The 21,134-nt window shown below is 37.8% G+C and carries 17 protein-coding genes; 2 read left to right on the top strand and 15 right to left on the bottom strand.

From position 1 onward, the window contains the following. Window positions 1–8: 8 nt before the first annotated feature. The 7 genes from HX062_RS08000 to bioB form a co-directional block, all read right to left on the bottom strand. A complete protein-coding gene (locus tag HX062_RS08000) occupies window positions 9–3,164 on the bottom strand; it encodes an efflux RND transporter permease subunit (protein WP_286467048.1) in 3,156 nt (1,051 codons plus the stop codon). Window positions 3,165–3,207: 43 nt separating this feature from the next. Beyond that, a complete protein-coding gene (locus tag HX062_RS07995; protein WP_286467046.1) occupies window positions 3,208–4,404 on the bottom strand; it encodes an efflux RND transporter periplasmic adaptor subunit in 1,197 nt (398 codons plus the stop codon). A 141-nt stretch (window positions 4,405–4,545) separates the two neighbouring features. Next, complete coding sequence (locus HX062_RS07990; protein WP_182628149.1) at window positions 4,546–5,304, bottom strand: LytR/AlgR family response regulator transcription factor; 759 nt, start codon at window positions 5,302–5,304, stop codon at window positions 4,546–4,548. A 13-nt stretch (window positions 5,305–5,317) separates the two neighbouring features. After that, window positions 5,318–6,448 carry a sensor histidine kinase gene (locus HX062_RS07985; protein WP_182628148.1) on the bottom strand — a complete coding sequence of 377 codons (1,131 nt, stop codon included), beginning with the start codon at window positions 6,446–6,448 and terminating at the stop codon, window positions 5,318–5,320. Between the two features lie 182 nt (window positions 6,449–6,630). Continuing rightward, complete coding sequence (locus tag HX062_RS07980) at window positions 6,631–7,278, bottom strand: RDD family protein (RefSeq protein ID WP_182628147.1); 648 nt, start codon at window positions 7,276–7,278, stop codon at window positions 6,631–6,633. Window positions 7,279–7,339: 61 nt separating this feature from the next. After that, window positions 7,340–7,786 carry a hypothetical protein gene (locus tag HX062_RS07975; RefSeq protein WP_182628146.1) on the bottom strand — a complete coding sequence of 149 codons (447 nt, stop codon included), beginning with the start codon at window positions 7,784–7,786 and terminating at the stop codon, window positions 7,340–7,342. 610 nt (window positions 7,787–8,396) lie between these two features. Next, entirely contained in the window at window positions 8,397–9,392 is a 996-nt protein-coding gene (bioB, locus tag HX062_RS07970) for a biotin synthase BioB (protein WP_182628145.1), read from the bottom strand. A gap of 443 nt (window positions 9,393–9,835) precedes the next feature. Here bioB and HX062_RS07965 point away from each other — a divergent pair, with 443 nt between their 5' ends. Further along, entirely contained in the window at window positions 9,836–10,408 is a 573-nt protein-coding gene (locus HX062_RS07965; RefSeq protein WP_182628144.1) for a Crp/Fnr family transcriptional regulator, read from the top strand. A gap of 26 nt (window positions 10,409–10,434) precedes the next feature. On the opposite strand, the gene HX062_RS07960 is transcribed toward HX062_RS07965, so the two are convergent. From HX062_RS07960 to HX062_RS07930, 7 genes are all read right to left on the bottom strand, one after another. Beyond that, on the bottom strand, window positions 10,435–11,046 hold the full coding sequence (locus tag HX062_RS07960; protein ID WP_182628143.1) for a hypothetical protein: 612 nt from the start codon (window positions 11,044–11,046) through the stop codon (window positions 10,435–10,437). A 1-nt stretch (window position 11,047) separates the two neighbouring features. Further along, window positions 11,048–11,452, bottom strand: coding sequence for a hypothetical protein (locus HX062_RS07955; RefSeq protein ID WP_182628142.1), 405 nt, complete (start codon window positions 11,450–11,452; stop codon window positions 11,048–11,050). A 728-nt stretch (window positions 11,453–12,180) separates the two neighbouring features. Further along, entirely contained in the window at window positions 12,181–13,659 is a 1,479-nt protein-coding gene (locus HX062_RS07950; RefSeq protein ID WP_182628141.1) for a catalase, read from the bottom strand. Window positions 13,660–13,952: 293 nt separating this feature from the next. Further along, window positions 13,953–15,449, bottom strand: a complete 1,497-nt coding sequence (locus HX062_RS07945) for a malate:quinone oxidoreductase (RefSeq protein ID WP_182628140.1) — start codon at window positions 15,447–15,449, stop codon at window positions 13,953–13,955. An 87-nt stretch (window positions 15,450–15,536) separates the two neighbouring features. Beyond that, window positions 15,537–15,953 (bottom strand): Holliday junction resolvase RuvX, encoded by a 417-nt coding sequence (gene ruvX, locus HX062_RS07940; RefSeq protein ID WP_182628139.1) that lies wholly within the window; start codon window positions 15,951–15,953, stop codon window positions 15,537–15,539. Window position 15,954: 1 nt separating this feature from the next. After that, window positions 15,955–17,127, bottom strand: a complete 1,173-nt coding sequence (locus tag HX062_RS07935; RefSeq protein ID WP_182628138.1) for an AIR synthase related protein — start codon at window positions 17,125–17,127, stop codon at window positions 15,955–15,957. Window positions 17,128–17,276: 149 nt separating this feature from the next. Continuing rightward, window positions 17,277–18,401: a cysteine desulfurase family protein gene (locus HX062_RS07930; protein ID WP_182628137.1), complete on the bottom strand. Its 1,125-nt coding sequence runs from the start codon at window positions 18,399–18,401 to the stop codon at window positions 17,277–17,279. Between the two features lie 290 nt (window positions 18,402–18,691). Between HX062_RS07930 and HX062_RS07925 the strand changes: the two genes are divergently transcribed. Next, entirely contained in the window at window positions 18,692–19,264 is a 573-nt protein-coding gene (locus HX062_RS07925; RefSeq protein WP_286467043.1) for a DinB family protein, read from the top strand. A 7-nt stretch (window positions 19,265–19,271) separates the two neighbouring features. On the opposite strand, the gene HX062_RS07920 is transcribed toward HX062_RS07925, so the two are convergent. After that, the gene (locus tag HX062_RS07920) at window positions 19,272–20,666 is read right to left on the bottom strand and encodes a phosphatase PAP2 family protein (RefSeq protein WP_286467042.1); all 1,395 of its coding nucleotides are present in this window, start codon (window positions 20,664–20,666) and stop codon (window positions 19,272–19,274) included. Window positions 20,667–21,134: the final 468 nt, after the last annotated feature.

The following is a 21,134-nucleotide window of genomic DNA, read 5'->3' as shown; positions in this document are numbered from 1 at the left end:
AATATAGTTTAAACTTCTGCAGTAGGTTCTTCAGCCTGAGGAGCTCCTGAAATTTTTTCTTGTAGGTATTGGAAAAACACATACAACACTGGAATAACAAATACCCCTAATACAACTCCAAAGAACATTCCCCCTGCCGTACCAATACTAATAGAGTGGTTTCCTTGTGCTGATGAACCTTGAACGAACATTAGCGGAATTAACCCTGCCACAAAGGCAAAGGACGTCATCAAGATAGGACGCAAGCGCAAGCGCGAAGCTTCTAAAGCGGCGTCGACTATAGACAATCCTGCAGTTCTGCGCTGTACTGCAAATTCTACAATCAAAATAGCATTCTTCGCCAAGAGTCCGACCAGCATGATGAGCCCCACCTGAACGTAAATATTATTGGCGATTCCAACGGCACCAATGGCTACAAACACACCAATAATCCCTACTGGCAGAGAGAACAACACCACTAAGGGCAAGATGTAACTTTCGTATTGTGCAGCCAAAATGAAGTAAACAAACAAGATGGACAAACCGAAAATAAATATCATTTGATTCCCCGATTGTTTTTCCTCTTTACTTAATCCCAACCATTCAATTCCGTAGCCGGTAGGTAATTTTTCTGCGGCAATTTGCTCAACTTTGGCCATGGCATCTCCCGTACTCACTCCTGGGCTTATGATTCCGTTTACGGTAATAGCGTTGAATAAGTTATGGCGACTAATCGCTTGTGGGCCATACACCTTTTCCAATTTAGCAAGTGAACTGATCGGAATCATCTCTCCTGTTTGGGTGTGAACGTAAAGGGTTTTAAATGAATCTTCATTGGCTCTAAATGGCGCATCTCCTTGCACAAACACCTTGAATTGTTTTCCAAATCGATTGAAGTCATTCACCTGTGCACTTCCGTAAAACAATTGAACAGCAGCCATCATATCACTCACTTCTACCCCGTGCATTTTTGCTTTTACGGGATCAACGATAATCTTGTACATCGGGAAGTCAGATTTAAACATTGTAAAGGCTTGTACCACTTCATCTGAAGCACTTAAATCTGCATTGAATTGAGTGACCACCTCGGCAAACTCATTAATTGTTCCCCCTTTTCGGTCTTGTACGACCATTTCCAATCCGTCAAAATCACCAAATCCTGGTACAGTTGGGTTGGCAAATACGAAGAAATCTCCCTCTTTAATGGTGGACAATTGACCGTTGATATCGGTTAAAATATCGTTGATATCTGATACTTCACCGCGTTCTGTTCGATCTTTAAAGGCAATGAATCCCATTCCGTAAGCTGGGCTGGCAGCATTTCCTAAAATATTAAATCCAGAAATCGTTGTTACGGATTTGATTGCAGGATGGTTGCGCATAATCTCATCCCCTTCTTTTAATACCTTCGTTGTACGGTCAATTGACGAACCCGGAGGCAAAGACAAAGCAAACATGGCAAAGCCTTGATCTTCATTCGGAATAAATCCTTTCGGCGTGCTATTCATCAGTAAAATCATGACAGCAAATGACCCTAAAATAAGAGAAGCTCCTATAATTTTGCGCTTCAACAAAAATCGAATTCCCCCAACATAGCGGTTGGTCAACGCGTTGAATCCGCTGTTAAAGCTAGAGAAAAAGCGCGCCAAAAATCCTTTTTTACTCGTTTCTCCGTGTTCATCAGTATAGTGATTTTTTAATAACAAGGCACATAAAGCTGGACTCAAAGTCAAGGCGTTTACGGCAGAAATTAAGATCGCAATAGCTAAGGTAAAGGCAAACTGTTGGTAAAATACCCCCACAGGTCCAGTCATGAATCCGACAGGTAAAAATACGGCAGACATCACTAAGGTAATGGAGATAATCGCCCCAGTAATTTCGCTCATTGCTTTACTCGTTGCTTCTTTGGCATTTAAACCATCAATCATCATGGTAGCGTGAACCGCTTCCACTACGACAATGGCGTCATCCACCACAATTCCAATAGCGAGAACTAAAGCAAATAGTGTCAACATATTAATAGAGAACCCCAGCATATTGAGGAAAAAGAAGGTTCCAATTAGAGAAACCGGTACCGCAATGGCGGGGATTAACGTAGATCTAAAATCCTGCAAGAACAAATAAACGATCAAGAACACCAATAAAAACGCTTCAATAAGCGTTGTTTTCACTTGGTTAATGGACTCGTCGAGTTGGGTTTTACTCGCAAAGGTTACGTTGTAATTCAACCCTTTAGGCAATTGAGGTTTCAACTCCTCTAAAACTCCGTAAATTTGGGTTTGAATTTCATTGGCATTGGATCCATTAGTTTGGAAAACAGCCATAGAAACAGCTTCTTTTCCATTGACTTTATTTTCTTCGTCATAAGCAACAGCGCCAAACTCAATACGTGCAATGTCTTTCAGATACAAAATATTTCCATTGCTATCTGCTTGAACGACAATTTGTTCAAATTGTTCAGGCGTATTGTATTTTCCAGGATACGTTAAGGTGTATTGAACAGCACCACCAGCATTTTGTCCTAAATTTCCTGCAGCAACTTCCAAACTTTGACTTTGGATTGCGCGTTCCACATCCGAAGGAGTTAAACCGCGATTGGCTAATTTGTGTGGATCTAACCACACGCGCATAGCGTAATCTTTTTCTCCAAAAAGCTGTACGTTTCCAACCCCTTTGATGCGCTTTAATGCACGTACTACATTAATTCTCGCGTAGTTTTGAACAAAGGTTTCATCGTATAACGCAGCATCGTCACTGATTAAATCAATAACCATAATCATTCCGCGTTGTTCTTTTTGTGTGGTAATACCGGCGCGAATTACTTCTTCAGGTAGAATTCCCTGAACTTGAGCCACTCTATTTTGTACGTTTACAGCGGCTTGATCAGGATCTGTTCCCAATTCAAAAAAGATGGTAATTGTAGCCGTACCGTCATTACTCGCCGTTGATTCGATGTGCGTCATGCGCTCCACCCCATTGATCACTTCCTCTAAAGGAGTCACCACCGATTTTAATACGGTTTCGGCATTTCCTCCAGGGTAAGAAGCGTGAACCGCAACACTAGGCGGTGCAATATCGGGAAACTGTTGGATTGGTAATTCTTTTAGTCCTACAAAACCAAGAATAACCAATATGACAGATATCACGGTAGCCAATACAGGCCTGTGAATTATTTTTTTTAGCATGGATGTAGCTTATTAAATTGAATCGTTTGTTGTTGTTTTAGTTTTATAGGACGCTTTCTTCTCTTTTGTCCTTCTGCTCCTTTTCAGCAGCGCTAATTTGTGCGTTTGGCGTAGCTTGTATAGGTGCTACCACATCTCCATCAGCAATTTTATCCAATCCCGTGGTAACGATGGTCTCGCCGTTTTCAATGCCACTTTGGACGAAATACGTATGCAAGTTTTTACCTACGATTTTCAATTGGCGTTGTTCCACCTGATTGTCTTTTCCAAGAACATAAGCAAACACCTTATCTTGTAAATCCAAGGTAGCGGCAATTGGTACTTGCAGTACACCTTCTTTCTTAGCGATCAAGCTTACAATACCCGTTCCACCATTTCTCAACAATTTATCAGGATTATCAAAAACCGCACGTACACTCAAGGCATTTGTAGCTTTGTCAAACTCCCCGTTAATCATATCTACTTTTCCTTTTAGCGGATAGATATCACCATTGCTCAACTGCAGTTCGAGGTCCATGGGTAAAACATCTGCTTGCCCGTTATTTCCTTTTACCAGGTCAAAATAGTCTGCCTCGGTAAGGGAAAAATAGGCGTAAATTTGAGAGATATCCGACATAGTCGTTAGGGGTTCAGGTTCACCTGCGGTTACTAAATTCCCTACTAGCTTAGGAATTCGACCTAAAAATCCATCAACTGGTGCAGTTACGGTACAATAGCTCAAGTTCAACTGCGCTTCTGCAACTGCTGCTTTGGCTTGTGCCACCATTGCTTTTGCGCTATCTAAGGCTGCATTTGCCGTTTGCAATTGGATTGGAGATACAAACTTATTATCCACCAGCGATTTTACCTTATCCAACTCTAGTTGTGCATCTACTAATGCCGATGAAGCTGCTTTTAATGTCGCTTCTGCATGTTGCAACTTAATTTGGTAAGGTTGACGATCAATCAGGAAAAGTGCCTGTCCTTTTTTGACATAGCTTCCTTCTTTCACCAATATTTTGTCGATATATCCTGTGGCTTGTGCTCTAACTTCTACGTTAACCTTCCCCTGTAAAGCAGCGGTATACTGACGGGTAATTTCAGCATCACCAAGCGCTATACGTTCGGTTTTCACTTCCACATGCCCTCCCATCTGTGCGGCATCATTGGTGTTTTGTTTACATCCTACTGCAAGAAGTAAGAGTAAAACTGCTCCTCCAACATAAGCAAATACGCTTAGGTTTCTATAAACTCTACTCATAAAATTTTATATTACGCAACAAAAATGAAAAAAAGGAAATTTCAAACTAGTATTATTGTTTTGAAGCGTAAAAAAAGGGGGCTGAAGCGTAAAATAAAACACCTAATCTGGGAATTAAACAGAAAAAGCTACCGAAGTAGCTTAAGAGTTCAACCAATTTTTAAACAAAGGAGCTTTGTCTCTACTGATAATTATTTCCCGCTGTGGATCGCGAATCAAGGTTACCTTTAATTTTCCGTTGTAGTAGTTTTGTATGTTGTGAATACTGTCTATCTCTAAAATGTGCTGTCTATTCGCTCTAAAAAAAGAGGCAGGATTCAACTCTTCTTCTACTTCTTCCATCGTTTGACTGAGAATCATTTCGCTTTTGTCTTTCAGGACCAAATGGGTGATTTTTAACTCCGAATAGAGATAATCGATTTCCTCTACTTTGACAGTTCGAAATCCATCTTTATACGGAATCAGAAAACGCGAGCGGTAAACAATTTCCTTTTTATTTAAACTGCCTAAAATATTTTGAATGGAATCAGTTAATCCTATAGTAGTGGTTAAACCTTTAAACTTGGTCAAGGCTTGTTGTAAATCCTCTTCCTGTACAGGTTTCATGATATAATCAATGCTGTTTACTTTAAATGCTTTCAAGGCATACTCATCGTAAGACGTTGTAAATATAACGGGGATTGTGATGTGTATTTGTTCAAATATTTCAAAACACAAGCCGTCCTCTAGGCGAATATCCATGAAAATCAAATCCGGTGATGCATGAGTTTGCAACCAACGAACACAAGACTGCACGCTTTCCACCACAGCTTGTATCTCCATATCGGGTTCTATCTGATGCAAGAGACGGGTTAGCCTATTTGCATTTCTTTCTTCATCTTCGACAATCAATACCTTCATACTCCGTGTTTATTTAATTTGTAATACTTTTTTCTCTCACTGCTAACAAAGGTAATTTCACTAGAAACTCCGCTTCATTGCGCACGATTTGAACCTCTAACTTACTCAATAAGCGATAGCGATCAACGACATTTTTTAATCCTACTTTGGATGAAGGTAGCTCGACCACCAACTTTTGTAGGTTATTGCGTACAACAACATACTGATTGACGACCTCGATATGAATAATTAAGGGGTGTTCTTTGGATGCACTATTGTGTTTTACTGCATTTTCCACCAATAACTGCAAGGCAATTGGTGCTACAGCATAGGTATTTTGACTTGCCTCGTCTATGCTAATTACAAGATCCACTTTGCGTCCCATGCGCTCCTTAATCAGATAAAAATAAGACTCGACAAAGCTTATTTCTTCTTTTAAGCTGATGGTGTTTTTTCTGACGTTGGAAAGCATATAGCGATAAACCAATGCCAAATGGTCGATAAACTTCACCGCAATTTGCTGATCTTCAATAACCAATTCCGACAAAGTACTAAAATTATTAAATAGAAAATGAGGATCCAATTGCATTTTCAGGGTTTCTAATTCTGCCTGACTCGCAATGCGTTCCAACTGTTCTGCTTTAAGTTTTAATTCTGCTGCATCCATCATTGAGTTCTTCCAATTTTTGATTAAAAAATATCCGGTGTGAATGACACTAATAAAAATACCTGTATTAATACTGATTAACAAGGATTGCCAAACATCTATTTTTGCTTCTAAGTCAAAGACTTCTCCAGACTCAAAAGGGATCAAAACCAAATATGCAATATTGAGTATACAATAAACAGTAAAGATGCAAAAAATTAAGAGCAACAGCTGTACGATCACCCGCCAAGCTGCGTATTTAGTCCAAGGCAAAACCTTATTTAAGGCATGACTCAATTGCAAACTAATTTCGCCAATAAGCGTACAATACACCAAAATCATAATACCTGATTGCCAAAGTCCATCATCATCAATGGTTGTATACCATTCAGGGTCATAGGGATTCAGCAAAAAATGCGAAAAAAGGTATAATACAAAAACAGCTGGAATTACAACTAGCCGATAATGTTTTGTAAAAAGCGATTGGTCTGCTTTATTTTTTGTCAACTTTCTTTCCATTATTTTATCAAAAGTAAACAGCTTTTTGCTGAACTGTTAAGATTCCTTACCCAATAGGAGTAATTATATGATGAATCGTACAAATGTACTACCGTATCTTGAAACCCACAACTTGGGGTTAACACCAATACAAAAATGCGTAAAAAAAGCCAGCTTTAGAAGCTAGCTTTTTTTGTATGTGGTTAAAAACCATAATTTTTGCGTCCTATTTCTCGTACTACTAGTGTTTTAGCAACACTATCGTGCAAGGTCTGTTTTTTTGCACTTCCAAAGTATAAAAAGTATCCAATAAAGAAGATAAATCCAGAGACAAGGGACATAAAAAATCGCCCTGTTGCTTGACCGAAATCAATTGGATTTCCCTCTTCACTAATACACTTAATATTCATCGCTCGTTGGCCTACGGTTGCTTGATCACTGCTCGAGTGCAGTAGTGCATAGTACAGCCATGGTCCCACAAGAGGAAGAATACTCAAAAGCAAACAGATCAACCGATCAAGTATAAAAGCAACCAGCCGATCTCCAAATGCTGCGTATCTATAATATAGTTCTCCCTGAGGGGTAAATAAGGTTATATGCATATTATCAGCATGATAAACCACATTTCCCACGCGTTGTTCTTGCGTATTTAATTGATATCCACCTTGTGGATTGGGGAAATTATATTGAAATACCGCTTGTAAGTCTTCAATTTGCCTAGCTTCTACCCAGTTTTCAAGGCCTTCAAACCACACTAAAGTAGAGGGTGAAATCCTCATTTCGATTAGCTCTTCTTTTGAATAGGGCCCCTGCTTTTGGCTGTCAATTACAATAAAATACATCTTTTCCATGTCCATGTTTTTACTGTAAAAATACGAAAGCATTCGGTATCTCCCTATTTTTTTTACCGCTCTAAGGTGTAAAAGTAACTAACTCAATCGCCGTTATATCATCATGTCCAATGACATCTACATATAATGAATTATTTTTTAGCTCTTTAATTTTAAATGTAAACGATTGCCCAAATTCTTCACTATCTACAACTATTACATCATTATCCAATAGCCAAGTCCCGCGATCTTCTTTCAAACTGTACTTGTCGACAGCTTTGAAATTCTTTCCTTTTAAGGAAATATGCACAGCGGAAACTTGGTAAGCGAAACGCGCAGCTCCTTTACATGATTCCGTGAATTCAAAGTGTGCAGCGATCCAATCTTTTTCTAAATGATTCTCTTTTACGGATTTAATCGATCGCTGTTCGATCTCATTTCCGCCTTCATCATTACTACAACTTACCACTGACATACCAAGACTAACTGATACTACAACAGCCAAGGTCCATTTTAAAACTTTTTTCATAACATAGTCTATTAAGGGGTTAAACAATAGTTACTTTTAATTTTATGTTCTAAACTACTTTTCTTTGATGTATCTAATTTACTAAAAAATACTTAACAAATAATTATTTTACTAATTTTTGCAATATAAATCATATTTTAACCAAAATAGGTAAAAATTCAAAAAATCCACAGTTAAAACAATAAACTAAATTTTAAAAAGACGTCTTTATTACTTATTAACTTGTCACAAAAGTATTTTAATATCTACTAGGCAAAAATGACAAATATCATCAGTATTTACGATACTTTACCGATATTTAGAGTAGAAAAACTTACCTAAACACAGCAGACTTAAAATCAAACCCTTACCGTCCGATTATCTAAAATCGTTCTAAAAATTAACTATATATTAACAAATTGTATCTTTTTTTACTGCTTTTAAAGTTGGAGCACAATAGCTTAAAGATTTAGTTACACAACGGACTTAGTGATAAAATAACGCCAAGTAAATTGGTTTATCGTTTATTTATTTTTAATAAAATTTCACAAATGACGAATCCATAAAAAAAATACAATGCGAAAAATGCATTGTATTTTTTTTTGAAAAACATAGGGTATACCATTTACTACTATTTTTTTTCATTTAAAATCATGGGACTAAGCCCTAATTTTTGAAATAAGCGTTGATCTTGATCCAAAGCAGGGTTTGGTGTAACGAGTAAAGTTTGGTCTTCCCCGGAGAAGATTGAGTTTGCGCCGGCAAAAAAGCACCAACCTTGCTCCGCTTCGCTCATTTCTAAACGGCCTGCGCTTAATCGGACCATGGTTTTAGGCATTAGAATACGAGCTGTAGCAATCATGCGCACCATTTCCCAACTATCTGTTTTGGGCAAATCTTCTAAAGGTGTTCCTTTGACGCGAGCCAATGCGTTAATAGGGACAGATTCGGGGTGTTTTTCCATTGTACTCAAAGTCAAAAGCATAGCAATCCGATCCTGATCGGTTTCTCCTAAACCGATGATTCCACCCGAACAAACGGTAATTCCCGCTTTTCGCACCGATTCAATGGTGTTCAATCGCTGGTCATAGGTTCGCGTTGAAATGATATCTTTATAATGGGATTCAGACGTATCTAAATTGTGGTTATACGCATAAAGTCCAGCTTCTTGTAGGCGTTTTGCCTGATTTTCAGTCAACATACCCAACGTACAGCAAACCTCCATATTGAGTGCATTTACGCCTTTTACCATCTCAATCACTTGATCGAAGTCGCGGTTATCGCGTACCTCACGCCAAGCTGCAGCCATACAAAATCGAGAAGAACCATTGGCTTTTGCCTTTTTTGCGTGCTCTAAAACAGTTTCTACTGACAATAATCGCTGTACTTTTATGTCCGTATGATAACGCGCTGCTTGCCCACAATAGGAACAATCTTCTGGGCATCCTCCTGTTTTTATCGACAACAATGTACTTACTTGTACTTCACTGGGGTTGTGAAATTGTCGGTGGATACTTGCTGCTTGATAGACCAATTCCATGAGAGGTAAATCGTATATCGCTTGAATCTCCTCTTTGGTCCAATTGTTGCGAACAATCGCTTTTGGCGGTGTCGATGTTGTAGTCATAATCTAGTTTAATTTTGAGTAAAGCGCCAAAAATATTGAGCAGAACATCAGAAGTAGGCATCCGGTATAAAAAAACAACCTAGACCGGTTGACAAAGACCATAAAAAAAAGAAGCCCTAAAAAGGACTTCTTTTTTTAATCTAACCACACTCTTTTTATTTTCAGACGAGGGTCTGAAAACCAACACAAAGTTATCGGTATACGAGGTATACCACAACACGATATTTTATACGTTAAAAACAGAATCTTTTAATCACTTACACACAATTCTTCTGTTTTTATCTAACTTGTATTTTAGCTATCTTGTTTTTTTGCGTTCCATTTGTTTAAATCTATCTTAACGCAACACAACGCTAAGATTATATTCTTTACATTTGAACAAAGCAAAATTCCATATTAATTTCAACCTTTACTAGGACATTTGTCCCTTTAATGATAAATATATGTTAAGAATAAACGTTGATTTTTTATCCTATATCGAATCCATCGCCCACAAAGACATCATTGCCGATAAAATTCAATTGGTACAGTATAACCCCAAAGATATCTTATTGACTCAAGGGGAGCAAATCACCAAGATCATTGTAATCCGCGAGGGAATAACCAAATGTTATATAACAGAAGAAAACGGCAAGGAGTACATTCCTGAATTTTTGAGTCGTGGAGAAATTATGGGTGAAATCGAATATCTTGGCAAAATGCCGTGTTTGTGTTCAGTCGAAGCCATTTCTTATGTCAATGCCTATGTAATACCGTTGTCTATTTTTGACCATTTGCTCAAAACCGACCTCACCTTCAACAACGTACTGTTATCGGTTGAGGCCTTGCGCGTTTATCACACTAGCGAACGGGCTTCATTTCAACAATTGTATACGGTTGAACACGCTTTAGAAAAATTATTGGCTCTACAGGAGAAAAACCAAGTAGATATCTCTAAGGAGGATATGGCCTCGTATTTGGGTATTACCACGAGAACCTTAAATCGCGCCTTAAAAAAGATACAAGAGGAAGAATAAGTCAATTCTTCCCCTATTTTACTGGATTAAAAATTAAATCCAACAGATAGTTGAATATAATTGGCGCGTTCAAAATAATTCTTATACTCTTTAGGGGTATGCACATTATATTTGTTCCAGTGATAGTGCAACCCTACAACGCCTCGAAAATTTTTCGATACGTTGTATTGATATTCTGTTCCTACCAACATTCCTGTTCCTGACATGGATTTGATATCGATATATTCTCCTTTAGAAGTAAAAGAGAGGTCATAGATTCCAAACTCGGGTTTAAACGTACTGCTAGGTGTAATATCTAATTGATAAAAAAGGGTTGCTCCTCCTTTGATTTGTTGGGAAGAAGTAACTAATCCGATCATCTGAGTATCCACTACTTTGAGCTTAGTGAATCCAGCAAATAAAGCTACCCCCACATTCTTATAGCGAACAATTCCCAACTTTACGTCTGCTCCCATGTTGTGGACCCTGTGGGCATCAGCCATCATATTATCACCGAAGTAAAAAGAATTGGTGAAGTAAAAACTCGTATTGCGCAGCCATATGACTTTGTCTTTAGAATCTTGTGCTTGTGTTTGAATTGAACTAAGCCCCATACACATAACTAATCCAACTAGCTGTATTGCTTTCTTTATTTCCATCTTATTCCTTTTTAGCGATATCAGTAGTACCTAAATCAATAACCCTAGTTGCTCTGACAAATTTACCATTCAAGATGAATTTACTGTATTTATCAAGCTTTATCACATATTTATAATAGCCTCCAGGGAAGCTGACTTTAAAAGCTCCATGCTCATCTGTATAAGTTTCATTCACTACGGTATAGCGATAAGTAGGATCGTTGAGATTATTGTCCAAAGGCTTTTCACTTGTATCGACATTTGAATTAATGTCATAAGCATCAATTACCACTAATTCATGCTGCAGTGGTTTCCCATCCTTGACAAAAGTTCCTTGTACGACATAACGTTCATCACCTTCATACTGGCGTTCTATACACGAAAACAATCCGAATACGCAAAAGAGAAATACAATGGTTCTTTTCATAATTACATTAACTTAATATTAAGCTAATATATTAATTATAGAACATAAAAAAAGGAAATTATCAAAAATTATTCACCCATAAAACATAAAAACCTAGTTAAGACATAAATTTACTCCCTTCCGATGGTGCGAATTTGCAATCCGCGCCTTTAGCTAATGCGATAGCGCAGATTACTTTTTTTACAATCGTTTTTTGCTATTCACAAGCTACATGAATACGATACAAACCTACATCAGTCGAAATTAACCTGAAATATCTCCTTCCGTGTTTTTCTACTATTTGGAAAACAAAAGCACAAATGGGTTTGTTTTTCCATCAAAAAAAAGCACACACAACTGTTATTCAGTCGTTTATTTGGTTTTATTTTACTCTTGTTCGGGTCTTCTTCGACAATCCTTTGTATTTACGGGGGTTTATCGCCCATTTACCGAAGCTGACTCGAACATGACTCGAACAAGACCCGAACAAAACCCTATCCGATGACGCGGATTTGCAATCCGCGCCTTCATCTATCTATCCCCCTGTTGTTAGTTTATGAAATAAGAACTATGAATATCTGTTGTTTGTATTTTGTTGAGATTGTTCTATAGATTGAAACAACTATTTTCACTGCACAATTAAAAATCCGCACGATCAGGACACCCCATGAAAAAACCCCGCCTTTTTTAGACGGGGTTTTGTTTTATAGGCTTTTTAGACAGCCTCTTTTATTGTTCTAGTTTACAATCTATTGCATGAATTTGCTCACATCAACTTGCAATCCTTTGGCAATTCGCATACCTAAGTCCGCATCCGCTCTAAACCAGTGACATAACTGACGCATGATAATTTCCTCTCGTTTAGGTCCGTCGATTCCCGACATAGCGCTTACGATATTCGCCACTGTATTTGCTTTGGCTTCGTCCGTCATAATACGATATAGGTTTCCTGGTTGTGTAAAGTGATCATCCTCCCCAACACCATTTCTATCATAGTGGTCAGCTACTACTTGTTGCCCTAGATCTAAAGCCGGTTCTTTATAGCTTTCGTCTATCAGCATCGAATCAAAACTATTTGGGTAATAGTTTGGTTCACTTCCCCCATTGCCATCTATGCGCATGCTTCCATCTCTGTGGTAGTTGTTTGTAGCAAATGGGCAGCGGTTAACTGGAATTTGCTGGTAGTTTGCTCCCAAGCGATAGCGTTGTGCATCAGGATAAGACAAGATACGTCCTTGTAGCATACGGTCAGGAGAAAATCCGATACCATCGACAATATGTGTTGGTGCAAAAGCAGCTTGTTCTACGTCTTGGAAGTAGTTATGTGGGTTTTTATTTAGTTCAAGCACTCCAACATCAATCAATGGATAGTCTTTATGTGGCCAAACTTTGGTTACGTCAAATGGATTTACTTTTGCCACGCGACTTTCTGCTTCGGTCATTACTTGAATTTTAAGGTTCCATTTTGGGAATTCTCCTTTTTCAATGTGTTCAAAAAGATCGCGTTGTGCGTAATCCATATCCGTTGCACGCATAGCATCGGCTTCAGGCCCTGTTAAGTTTTTAATACCTTGAGCAGTTTTGAAGTGAAACTTCACATATACGCGTTCATTGTCCTTGTTGATCATTGAGAAGGTATGGCTACCATATCCATTCATGTGTCTATAACCAAATGGGGTACCGCGATCTGACATCAAAATCAACACTTGGTGTAAACTCTCAGGATTCAAGGACCAGAAGTCCCACATCATCGTTGCCGATTTTAAGTTTGTCTGTGGATGACGCTTTTGGGTGTGAATAAAATCACTAAACTTTTTCGCATCTTTAATAAAGAAAACAGGCGTATTGTTTCCAACGAGATCCCAATTTCCATCTTCTGTGTAGAATTTCACAGCGAACCCACGTGGATCGCGCTCAGAATCAGCTGATCCTTTCTCCCCACCTACCGTAGAGAAACGCAAGAATACATCTGTTTTTTTCCCTACTTCACTAAATAATTTTGCTTTGGTGTATTGAGTGATATCATTCGTTACAGTAAAGGTACCAAAAGCACCCGAGCCTTTGGCGTGTACCACGCGCTCTGGAATGCGTTCTCGGTTAAAGTGTGCCATCTTTTCATGCAAGATGTAATCTTGCAACAATACTGGTCCACGCTCACCCGCTGTCATCGAATTTTCATGTTCTACATAAGGTCTCCCTGCTGCTGTTGTTAGTTTTTTGTTTTCCATAGTGCTATACTTTATTTCGTTATTTTCTAATTCAAAGATACTAATTATCAACCCTTTGCCAGAAGTATTCTCATACCAATAGGTTATAATTGAATAAATAAAATCTATGGATGCGAAAATAACAATAAATAAAATCAATTAGATAGATACACTTTAAGCGGAGAAATCGAATCAAAGAACGGATGCAATAGGCTCAAAACACGGATAAACATTGCATAAATTGGCGGTTTACTCAAATAAAAAAAGCACCTTTAACTAGTAAAGGTGCTTATAGTATCATTCAAGTAGATGATTTAGTTGTTTGGGAAAATTTTCAACACTTTAGAGCAATTTTCTCTAACTTCATCAACTAATTCGGGGTGTTCGTTTAATTTAAGTCCATAAGAAGGAATCATTTCTTTGAACTTTGCTTGCCAAGCTGGCGAATTAAATTCAGTTGGGAAACAGTTTGCAAGTAATTTTAGCATAATAGCTGTTGCGGTCGATGCTCCAGGAGAAGCTCCTAATAGAGCGGCAATTGAGCCATCTGCAGCGTTTACTACTTCTGTTCCGAACTGTAGAATACCTTTACCGTCTTTATCTCTTTTAATTACTTGTACGCGTTGTCCAGCGTGTTCCACTTTCCAATCCTCGTCTTTTGCATTAGGAAAATACTCTTTTAGGGATTCATATCGCGATTTATCGGATTGTAGCACTTGCCCAATTAAGTATTTAGTTAAGTCTAGGTTGCGTATTCCCGCACCTAACATAGGACCGATATTGTTTAGTTCCAATGACTTAAACAAGTCCATATTCGATCCGCGTTTCAAGAATTTCGTAGAGAATCCCGCATAAGGTCCGAATAACAAAGAGTGTTTTCCGTCGATAAAACGTGTATCCAAGTGTGGCACAGACATAGGAGGTGCACCTACCGATGCTTTTCCATATACTTTTGCCATGTGTTTTTTCACGATTTCAGGGTTATTACACACCAGCCATTCTCCACCAACTGGAAATCCTCCATACCCTTTACTTTCAGGGATATCTGCCTTTTGCAACAACAAGATTGCTCCTCCACCTGCACCGACAAACACAAATTTTGCTTTGACTTTTTTGTGTTCCCCTGTTTTTTCATCTTTTGAAGAAACGCTCCATTTATCACCTTTGCGCTTAATATCCGTCACTTGATGATTAAAGTGTACGTTTACGCCGTCTTCTTGGGTGAGGTGATCAAAGATTTCTCGGGTCAATTCACCGAAGTTCACATCCGTACCTATAGGCATATAGGTTGCGGCATAAACGTCGTCTAACTTTCTTTCTTCCATTAGAAGTGGTGCCCAAGCTTTGATTTGGTTCACGTCTTTTGAGAACTCCATCCCGTGGAACAAAGGGTATTTTTGAAGCTCATTGTATCGTTTTTCCAAGAAATTCACATTATCTTTCCCCCATACAAAACTCATATGTGGTACAGAATTGATAAATTTTCTAGGATCTTTTAAAACATTTTTATTTACCAAGTATGACCAGAACTGCCTAGAAAGTTCGAATTGCTCAACAATGCTAATAGCTTTAGTTGCGTCAATACTACCATCGGGTTTTTCTGGTGTATAGTTTAATTCACAAAATGCAGAGTGTCCTGTACCTGCATTATTCATTGCGTCTGAGCTCTCAGCCGCAGCGCGATCTAAACGCTCTAAGATTTCTATTTTTAGGTTCGGATTCAATTCTTTTAGTAAGATTCCAAGAGTAGCACTCATGATTCCGGCTCCTACCAAAACAACATCAACCTCAGATTTTTGTATACTTGACATTATATCGAATATTTATTTATGTGCAAAATTAATTTTTATCTACAGGAAAAACAGTTTTTTACGACTAAAATTTTAAAAAAGAACGAATTAAAACGCATTACGTCCCATATAATCTTGTAGAATTATAGTGGCAGCGATTTCGTCTATCAAAGCTTTATTCTGCCTTTGTTTTTTCTTCAAGCCACTATCTATCATGGTTTGGAAAGCCATTTTAGACGTAAAACGCTCGTCAATCCGCTCAACAGCCATGGTAGGAAATGTATTTTTAAATGCAGTGATAAACGCATTTAAAACGGGTGTTATTTCCGATGGCTCATTGTTTAAGCGTTTGGGTTCACCAATGATTACTTTTTCTACATTTTCTTTCTGAAAATAATCTTTTAAAAAAGACATTAATTCACTTGTATTCACAGTTGTTAAGCCCGATGCGATAATTTGAAACTCATCGGTTACTGCGATACCTGTTCTTTTTTGACCAAAATCAATAGCTAATAAACGTCCCATTTTAGTATGTAAATGTCCCGTATGATGATTGAATCGTTAATTTTTTATCTGCTGCATCTTCTACACGCCCTACGATTTGTGCTCTTACATTAAATGTTTTTGCGATAGCGATAATATCTTCTGCAATAGCAGGGTTTACGTACAATTCCATGCGATGTCCACAGTTGAATACCTGATACATTTCTCTCCAATCGGTTTTTGATTGTTCTTGTATCAATTGAAACAAAGGAGGAACGTCAAATAAATTGTCTTTGATAATATGAAGATTATCTACGAAGTGTAAGATTTTCGTTTGTGCACCACCACTACAGTGAATCATTCCATGAACATCATTTGCCTTGTATTTATCCAAAATGGCTTTGATGATAGGCGCATATGTTCTGGTTGGTGAAAGCACTAATTTTCCTGCGTCTATAGGTGCATTTGCAACTGTATCTGTTAAGTGAACCTTTCCTGAATAGACTAGTTCTTCTGGTACAGATGCATCATAGCTCTCAGGATATTTTGCAGCTAAAGAATGATCAAACACATCATGACGAGCCGAAGTAAGTCCGTTACTTCCCATACCGCCATTGTAGTCTTTTTCGTAAGTTGCTTGTCCGAAGGACTCTAATCCTACGATCACATCTCCTGCTTTAATATTGGCATTATCAATAACGTCACTGCGTTTCATACGTGCAGTAACTGTTGAATCTACGATGATTGTGCGCACTAAGTCGCCCACATCAGCTGTTTCTCCTCCAGTGGAGTGAATCGTAACACCAAAAGATTTTAGTTCTTCGATAAGTTCTTCTGTTCCGTTGATGATAGCCGAAATCACTTCGCCAGGAACCAAGTTTTTATTTCGTCCAATTGTGCTAGACAACAAAATATTATCTGTTGCACCCACACACAATAAATCGTCAATATTCATGATTAAGGCATCTTGAGCAATCCCTTTCCAAACAGAAATATCTCCTGTTTCTTTCCAATACATATAAGCTAATGACGATTTTGTTCCTGCTCCATCTGCATGCATAATCAAACAATATTCTTCATCACCTGTTAGATGATCGGGAATAATTTTACAGAATGCTTTAGGAAACAATCCCTTATCTATGTTCTTAATTGCATTGTGAACATCTTCTTTCTCAGCAGAAACTCCGCGAAGCGCGTATCTATTACTTGAACTCATAAATAGTGTGTTGTTTGTGCAAATTTAATGCGAATGTTATTGTAAAACAAAGCTTTTTACATTAACATTTTTTTACCTCTTTTTTGTTTATTTTTTGACTAATTGAAAAACAAAAAAATCTACTAATTCAACTTAGTAGATTTTTTTTCTTAAATTTCTTGAAGAAGTTCAATCAAACGATCGATATCTTCTTTTGTATTTTCATGGCTAAAAGACAATCTTAAGCTTGGTTTCTTCAAATCTTCTTCGTCCAGGAATTGCGCTAACACGTGTGATGGCTTTTGGCTACCAGATTGGCAAGCACTTCCTCTTGACACAGCAATTCCTTTCATATCTAATTGAAACAACATCATGGCTGCCTTTTCTTGCGTCATGGGCAACAATACATTTAAGATATTGTAAAAACCATCTTTGTTTCCGTTGAACTTAACATCAGGATAAACTTCTAACAAACGCTGTTGGCAGTATGCTTTTATACCAGCGATATAAGCGCTTTCTTCTTCTAACAAGTCATAGGCCATTTCCAATGCTTTGGCCATTCCTACTACTTGGTGTACTCCTTCGGTTCCTGCGCGTAATCCTTTTTCTTGTTCTCCCCCAAAAATTACGGGTTTCAAAACATTTTTCTTGCGGATAAAAGCGAATCCAATGCCTTTAGGTCCGTGGAATTTATGTGCACTTGCCACAATAAAATCGATCGGTAAGGCGCTTAAATCCAAGCGTTTCTTTCCTATTGATTGAACCGTATCACAGTGAAAAAGTGCTTGATGCGTTTCGCACAAATGCGCTACCTTCTCTAAATCTAATTCCGTGCCTACTTCGTTGTTTACGTGCATTAAACTGACCAAGGTCTTTTTGTCCTCTTGCAATAGGCGCTCTAGTGTTGCATAGTCAATTTCACTTGTAGGATTAACGGGTAAAAATACCACCTCAATCCCATACGTTTGCTCTAAATGCTTTACTGTATTTAAAACAGCGTGGTGTTCTAATTTGGTTGTGATAATGCGCTCTACGCCTAAATCGCGTACGGCAGAAAGCAAAATCCAGTTGTTTCCTTCCGTACCACATGAAGTAAAAATAATCTCTGAAGAATTGACATTAAATTGTTTGGCAATTGTTTTTCTTGCCCCTTCAATTAATGCTTTCGCATGCCGTCCGATTGAATAGGTCGATGAGGGATTACCAAAATCATTTCTCAATACTTTCACCATTTCGTCAATTACTTCTGGTCGAACAGAAGTCGTTGCGGCATTATCCAGATAAATTTGTTTCATTACTTAATTAATTATAGCAAGCTTGGTTACATCCCATTTGGAACGTAATTATGTTTTATAAGTCGTTTTTTTATTCGTCGTACAAATGTAATAAAAACAAAAAAGATATTGCTAAAATCACTTCTATATTATCACATTATATCTTTTTCCCTAGTCGTACTGGAGGAAACTACAAACAATACCTGCTGTGGTGTTGGGAAGTCAATAGATGCAACAGCGAGTTTAAAAATCTTGACTTGCATCAATTTTTAGGTTAAAAATTAAGGGGAATTTTGTCAAAAACAATCAAAATGGATAGTACTGCACTTCTTTCAAACCTATTAACACTCACGCATCAAATCAAAAAAGAGGCAGAAGAACTTCAACTACTCCCGGACCTTTCTTTGCAGATGAGACCGCGTTCAGCGAGTTGGAGTATTGTAGAATGTATTGAGCACCTCAATTACTATGGTTATTTCTACCTTCCAGAAATTACCATCAAAATGAGCACAGCCCCCTCTTATCCTCCCTCTTCTATTTTCAAAAGTGGTTATTTTGGCAACTACTTAGCTAAAAGAATATTGCCCAAAGCCAAACTCAATAAGATCAAAGCTGCAAAAGCAATGAATCCCAGTAATAACAAGTTAGATCGCAATGTTTTAACGGTTTTCATTCAGCAGCAAAACAGCCTTATTGCTCTTTTAGAACAAGCGAAGACAGTGAATCTAAATCGAATCAAAACCTCAACTTCCATTCACCAATGGATCAAACTTCGTTTAGGAGATACCTTAAAACTTGTTGTTTTTCACAACTTGCGGCATATGGTACAAATACAAAACATCTTGGTCCATCAGAAACTTGAAAAACAAAACTATTTATCGTAAACAAGCCTCAAAAATAAGCCGTCAATCGGATGCCTACGGTCATATAGTTAAACGGGCTCCGATCTGTAAAGGCTTGGGGATCTCCAGGATCTAAAAAGTCTGGATGAATGCTGTAGTTGTATTTCAATTGGCTATGATTAAAATCGGCATAGAAAGTTGCCCCCAAATTAGAGGCAAAAGTATAGGTCAAGGCCGTACCTGCTGTAAACTGAATGGCATTCTTTGGCTTATACGAAGCCATGATAAGTGCTTGACTTTCTTCTAGGGATTGATTCGGGCTGTCGTATTTCAATTTAAGGTGTCCCTGTGCTGCAATACTATACCCCACTAATCCTTTAAACATCAAGTTCCAACGATCTGAAAAATGAACCGCATAGTAAGGCCCTACACCAATATTCAAAAAGCCTAAAGATTCCGTTATAATATCTGCATTGTTGGCATATTCGGGTGTATCGGGATTTACAGGAATAGAAACTCTACTTTTATTAAAAGGGAAACCTGCAACTGCAAATTGCCCTCCTACTCCCCAATTTTTAGTAAAGAAATAAGCCCCTTCGAGTCCAGCTTCCCAGCCCAAACGCGCTAAGGTTTCGTCCTCTTCATCTTCAACAATACTTTCTAGAGCTACAGCAGACCCTAATTTTATGGCTAAAAACGACGGATTTTCATTGCTTTCAAGTTGAGAGAGTAGGCTCAAGTTATCCCCTTTATTCCCATAGATTTTATCGACAAAGAAATAGGCTAACTGAGAGGATAAAATCCCAATCCCTGCACCAGCAAATACGTCAGACACCCAATGCCTGTTGTTTAATCCTCTACCTACGGCTGTCATAGTAGCCACTCCGTATCCTCCAATGGAATAAGCAGGATTGACTAATCCGTATTCGCGATCTAAAAACGCAGCATTAGTAAATGCATTGGCCGTATGCCCTGAAGGAAAAGAGTTACGCGATGAACCGTCTGGGCGTTCTACTTTGGCCGTATATTTAATTCCATTCACTAAAATTGCCATAATCGCTACACTCGTTGCGTAGGTAATGGCGGAACGCTTGAATTCATTACGCCCTTTTACACCGGAGGCTTTTAATCCAAAAGTAACTGCAGCTGGAGCATATTGCATATAATCATCGAAGTGATACTTGAAGGTCGGAATATATCGATTTCGCTGTTCTCTAATATCTTCTCTACTATTCCAGGTCGCTGCAGTAGCACCAAAAAATAACGTAGGTAGGAAACTAATTTTTACCGCCTCTTTATCCCAAAAACTGGTCGTAGTAGGTTGAACCATCTGTTGTAAAGCCAACGTATCTGTAAAATGAGAGGGAAAAACCTCTAGCTGTTGCCCATAACTAAATAAAGGAGCGAATACTACAATTGCTAATACAGCTACTTTTGTTTTCATCTAAAAAAAATCCTTTGTTATATTTCTATTATTTTAGAGAACAAAAGTACTATTTTCACAACTACACCCTACATCATTTATTTAAATGGTTTTAAAATTATTTGAAGTAGTTTTATGTTTTTAAGTAAATAACAAATTAAACCGTAAATAAAATATAATAATACAGAATTATATGCAATTCGCGATTTTTAATTGAGTATAGGATGAAGGAATCAAAGGTAATTGTCCTTTTGGTAGAAGAGAATTGTATTGATTATTCATTTATTCAACGAAATAAAATAGTTGACTCATATCCTTTTTATGCCTTTAACTTTGACAGGGTTATTTTGTAATCTATTGACAATAAAACAATATATAACAAACCGCATTGACGATATAAGACTCGTGAATACCTATCATATCGGCAATTTTGCCTTGAAAAAAATTCTTTTTTTTATGTGTTTTTTTAGTCAATCTCGTCAATCGCAA

The organism is Myroides sp. DF42-4-2 (genome assembly GCF_030326445.1).
Classification (GTDB): domain Bacteria; phylum Bacteroidota; class Bacteroidia; order Flavobacteriales; family Flavobacteriaceae; genus Flavobacterium.
Note: the sequence above shows the minus strand (reverse complement) of the source record. Positions and strands in the feature narration are given on the sequence as shown.

What these genes read in the sequence shown, in the direction of transcription:
- HX062_RS07990 (WP_182628149.1), bottom strand. Translation starts at nt 5,304, where the DNA reads ATGAAGGTATTGATTGTCGAAGATGAAGAAAGAAATGCAAATAGGCTA.
- HX062_RS07945 (WP_182628140.1), bottom strand. Translation starts at nt 15,449, where the DNA reads ATGTCAAGTATACAAAAATCTGAGGTTGATGTTGTTTTGGTAGGAGCC.
- HX062_RS07965 (WP_182628144.1), top strand. Translation starts at nt 9,836, where the DNA reads ATGTTAAGAATAAACGTTGATTTTTTATCCTATATCGAATCCATCGCC.
- HX062_RS08000 (WP_286467048.1), bottom strand. Translation starts at nt 3,164, where the DNA reads ATGCTAAAAAAAATAATTCACAGGCCTGTATTGGCTACCGTGATATCT.
- HX062_RS07995 (WP_286467046.1), bottom strand. Translation starts at nt 4,404, where the DNA reads ATGAGTAGAGTTTATAGAAACCTAAGCGTATTTGCTTATGTTGGAGGA.
- HX062_RS07950 (WP_182628141.1), bottom strand. Translation starts at nt 13,659, where the DNA reads ATGGAAAACAAAAAACTAACAACAGCAGCAGGGAGACCTTATGTAGAA.
- HX062_RS07925 (WP_286467043.1), top strand. Translation starts at nt 18,692, where the DNA reads ATGGATAGTACTGCACTTCTTTCAAACCTATTAACACTCACGCATCAA.
- HX062_RS07985 (WP_182628148.1), bottom strand. Translation starts at nt 6,448, where the DNA reads ATGGAAAGAAAGTTGACAAAAAATAAAGCAGACCAATCGCTTTTTACA.
- HX062_RS07980 (WP_182628147.1), bottom strand. Translation starts at nt 7,278, where the DNA reads ATGGAAAAGATGTATTTTATTGTAATTGACAGCCAAAAGCAGGGGCCC.
- HX062_RS07960 (WP_182628143.1), bottom strand. Translation starts at nt 11,046, where the DNA reads ATGGAAATAAAGAAAGCAATACAGCTAGTTGGATTAGTTATGTGTATG.
- HX062_RS07930 (WP_182628137.1), bottom strand. Translation starts at nt 18,401, where the DNA reads ATGAAACAAATTTATCTGGATAATGCCGCAACGACTTCTGTTCGACCA.
- HX062_RS07920 (WP_286467042.1), bottom strand. Translation starts at nt 20,666, where the DNA reads ATGAAAACAAAAGTAGCTGTATTAGCAATTGTAGTATTCGCTCCTTTA.
- bioB (WP_182628145.1), bottom strand. Translation starts at nt 9,392, where the DNA reads ATGACTACAACATCGACACCGCCAAAAGCGATTGTTCGCAACAATTGG.
- HX062_RS07935 (WP_182628138.1), bottom strand. Translation starts at nt 17,127, where the DNA reads ATGAGTTCAAGTAATAGATACGCGCTTCGCGGAGTTTCTGCTGAGAAA.
- HX062_RS07955 (WP_182628142.1), bottom strand. Translation starts at nt 11,452, where the DNA reads ATGAAAAGAACCATTGTATTTCTCTTTTGCGTATTCGGATTGTTTTCG.
- ruvX (WP_182628139.1), bottom strand. Translation starts at nt 15,953, where the DNA reads ATGGGACGTTTATTAGCTATTGATTTTGGTCAAAAAAGAACAGGTATC.
- HX062_RS07975 (WP_182628146.1), bottom strand. Translation starts at nt 7,786, where the DNA reads ATGAAAAAAGTTTTAAAATGGACCTTGGCTGTTGTAGTATCAGTTAGT.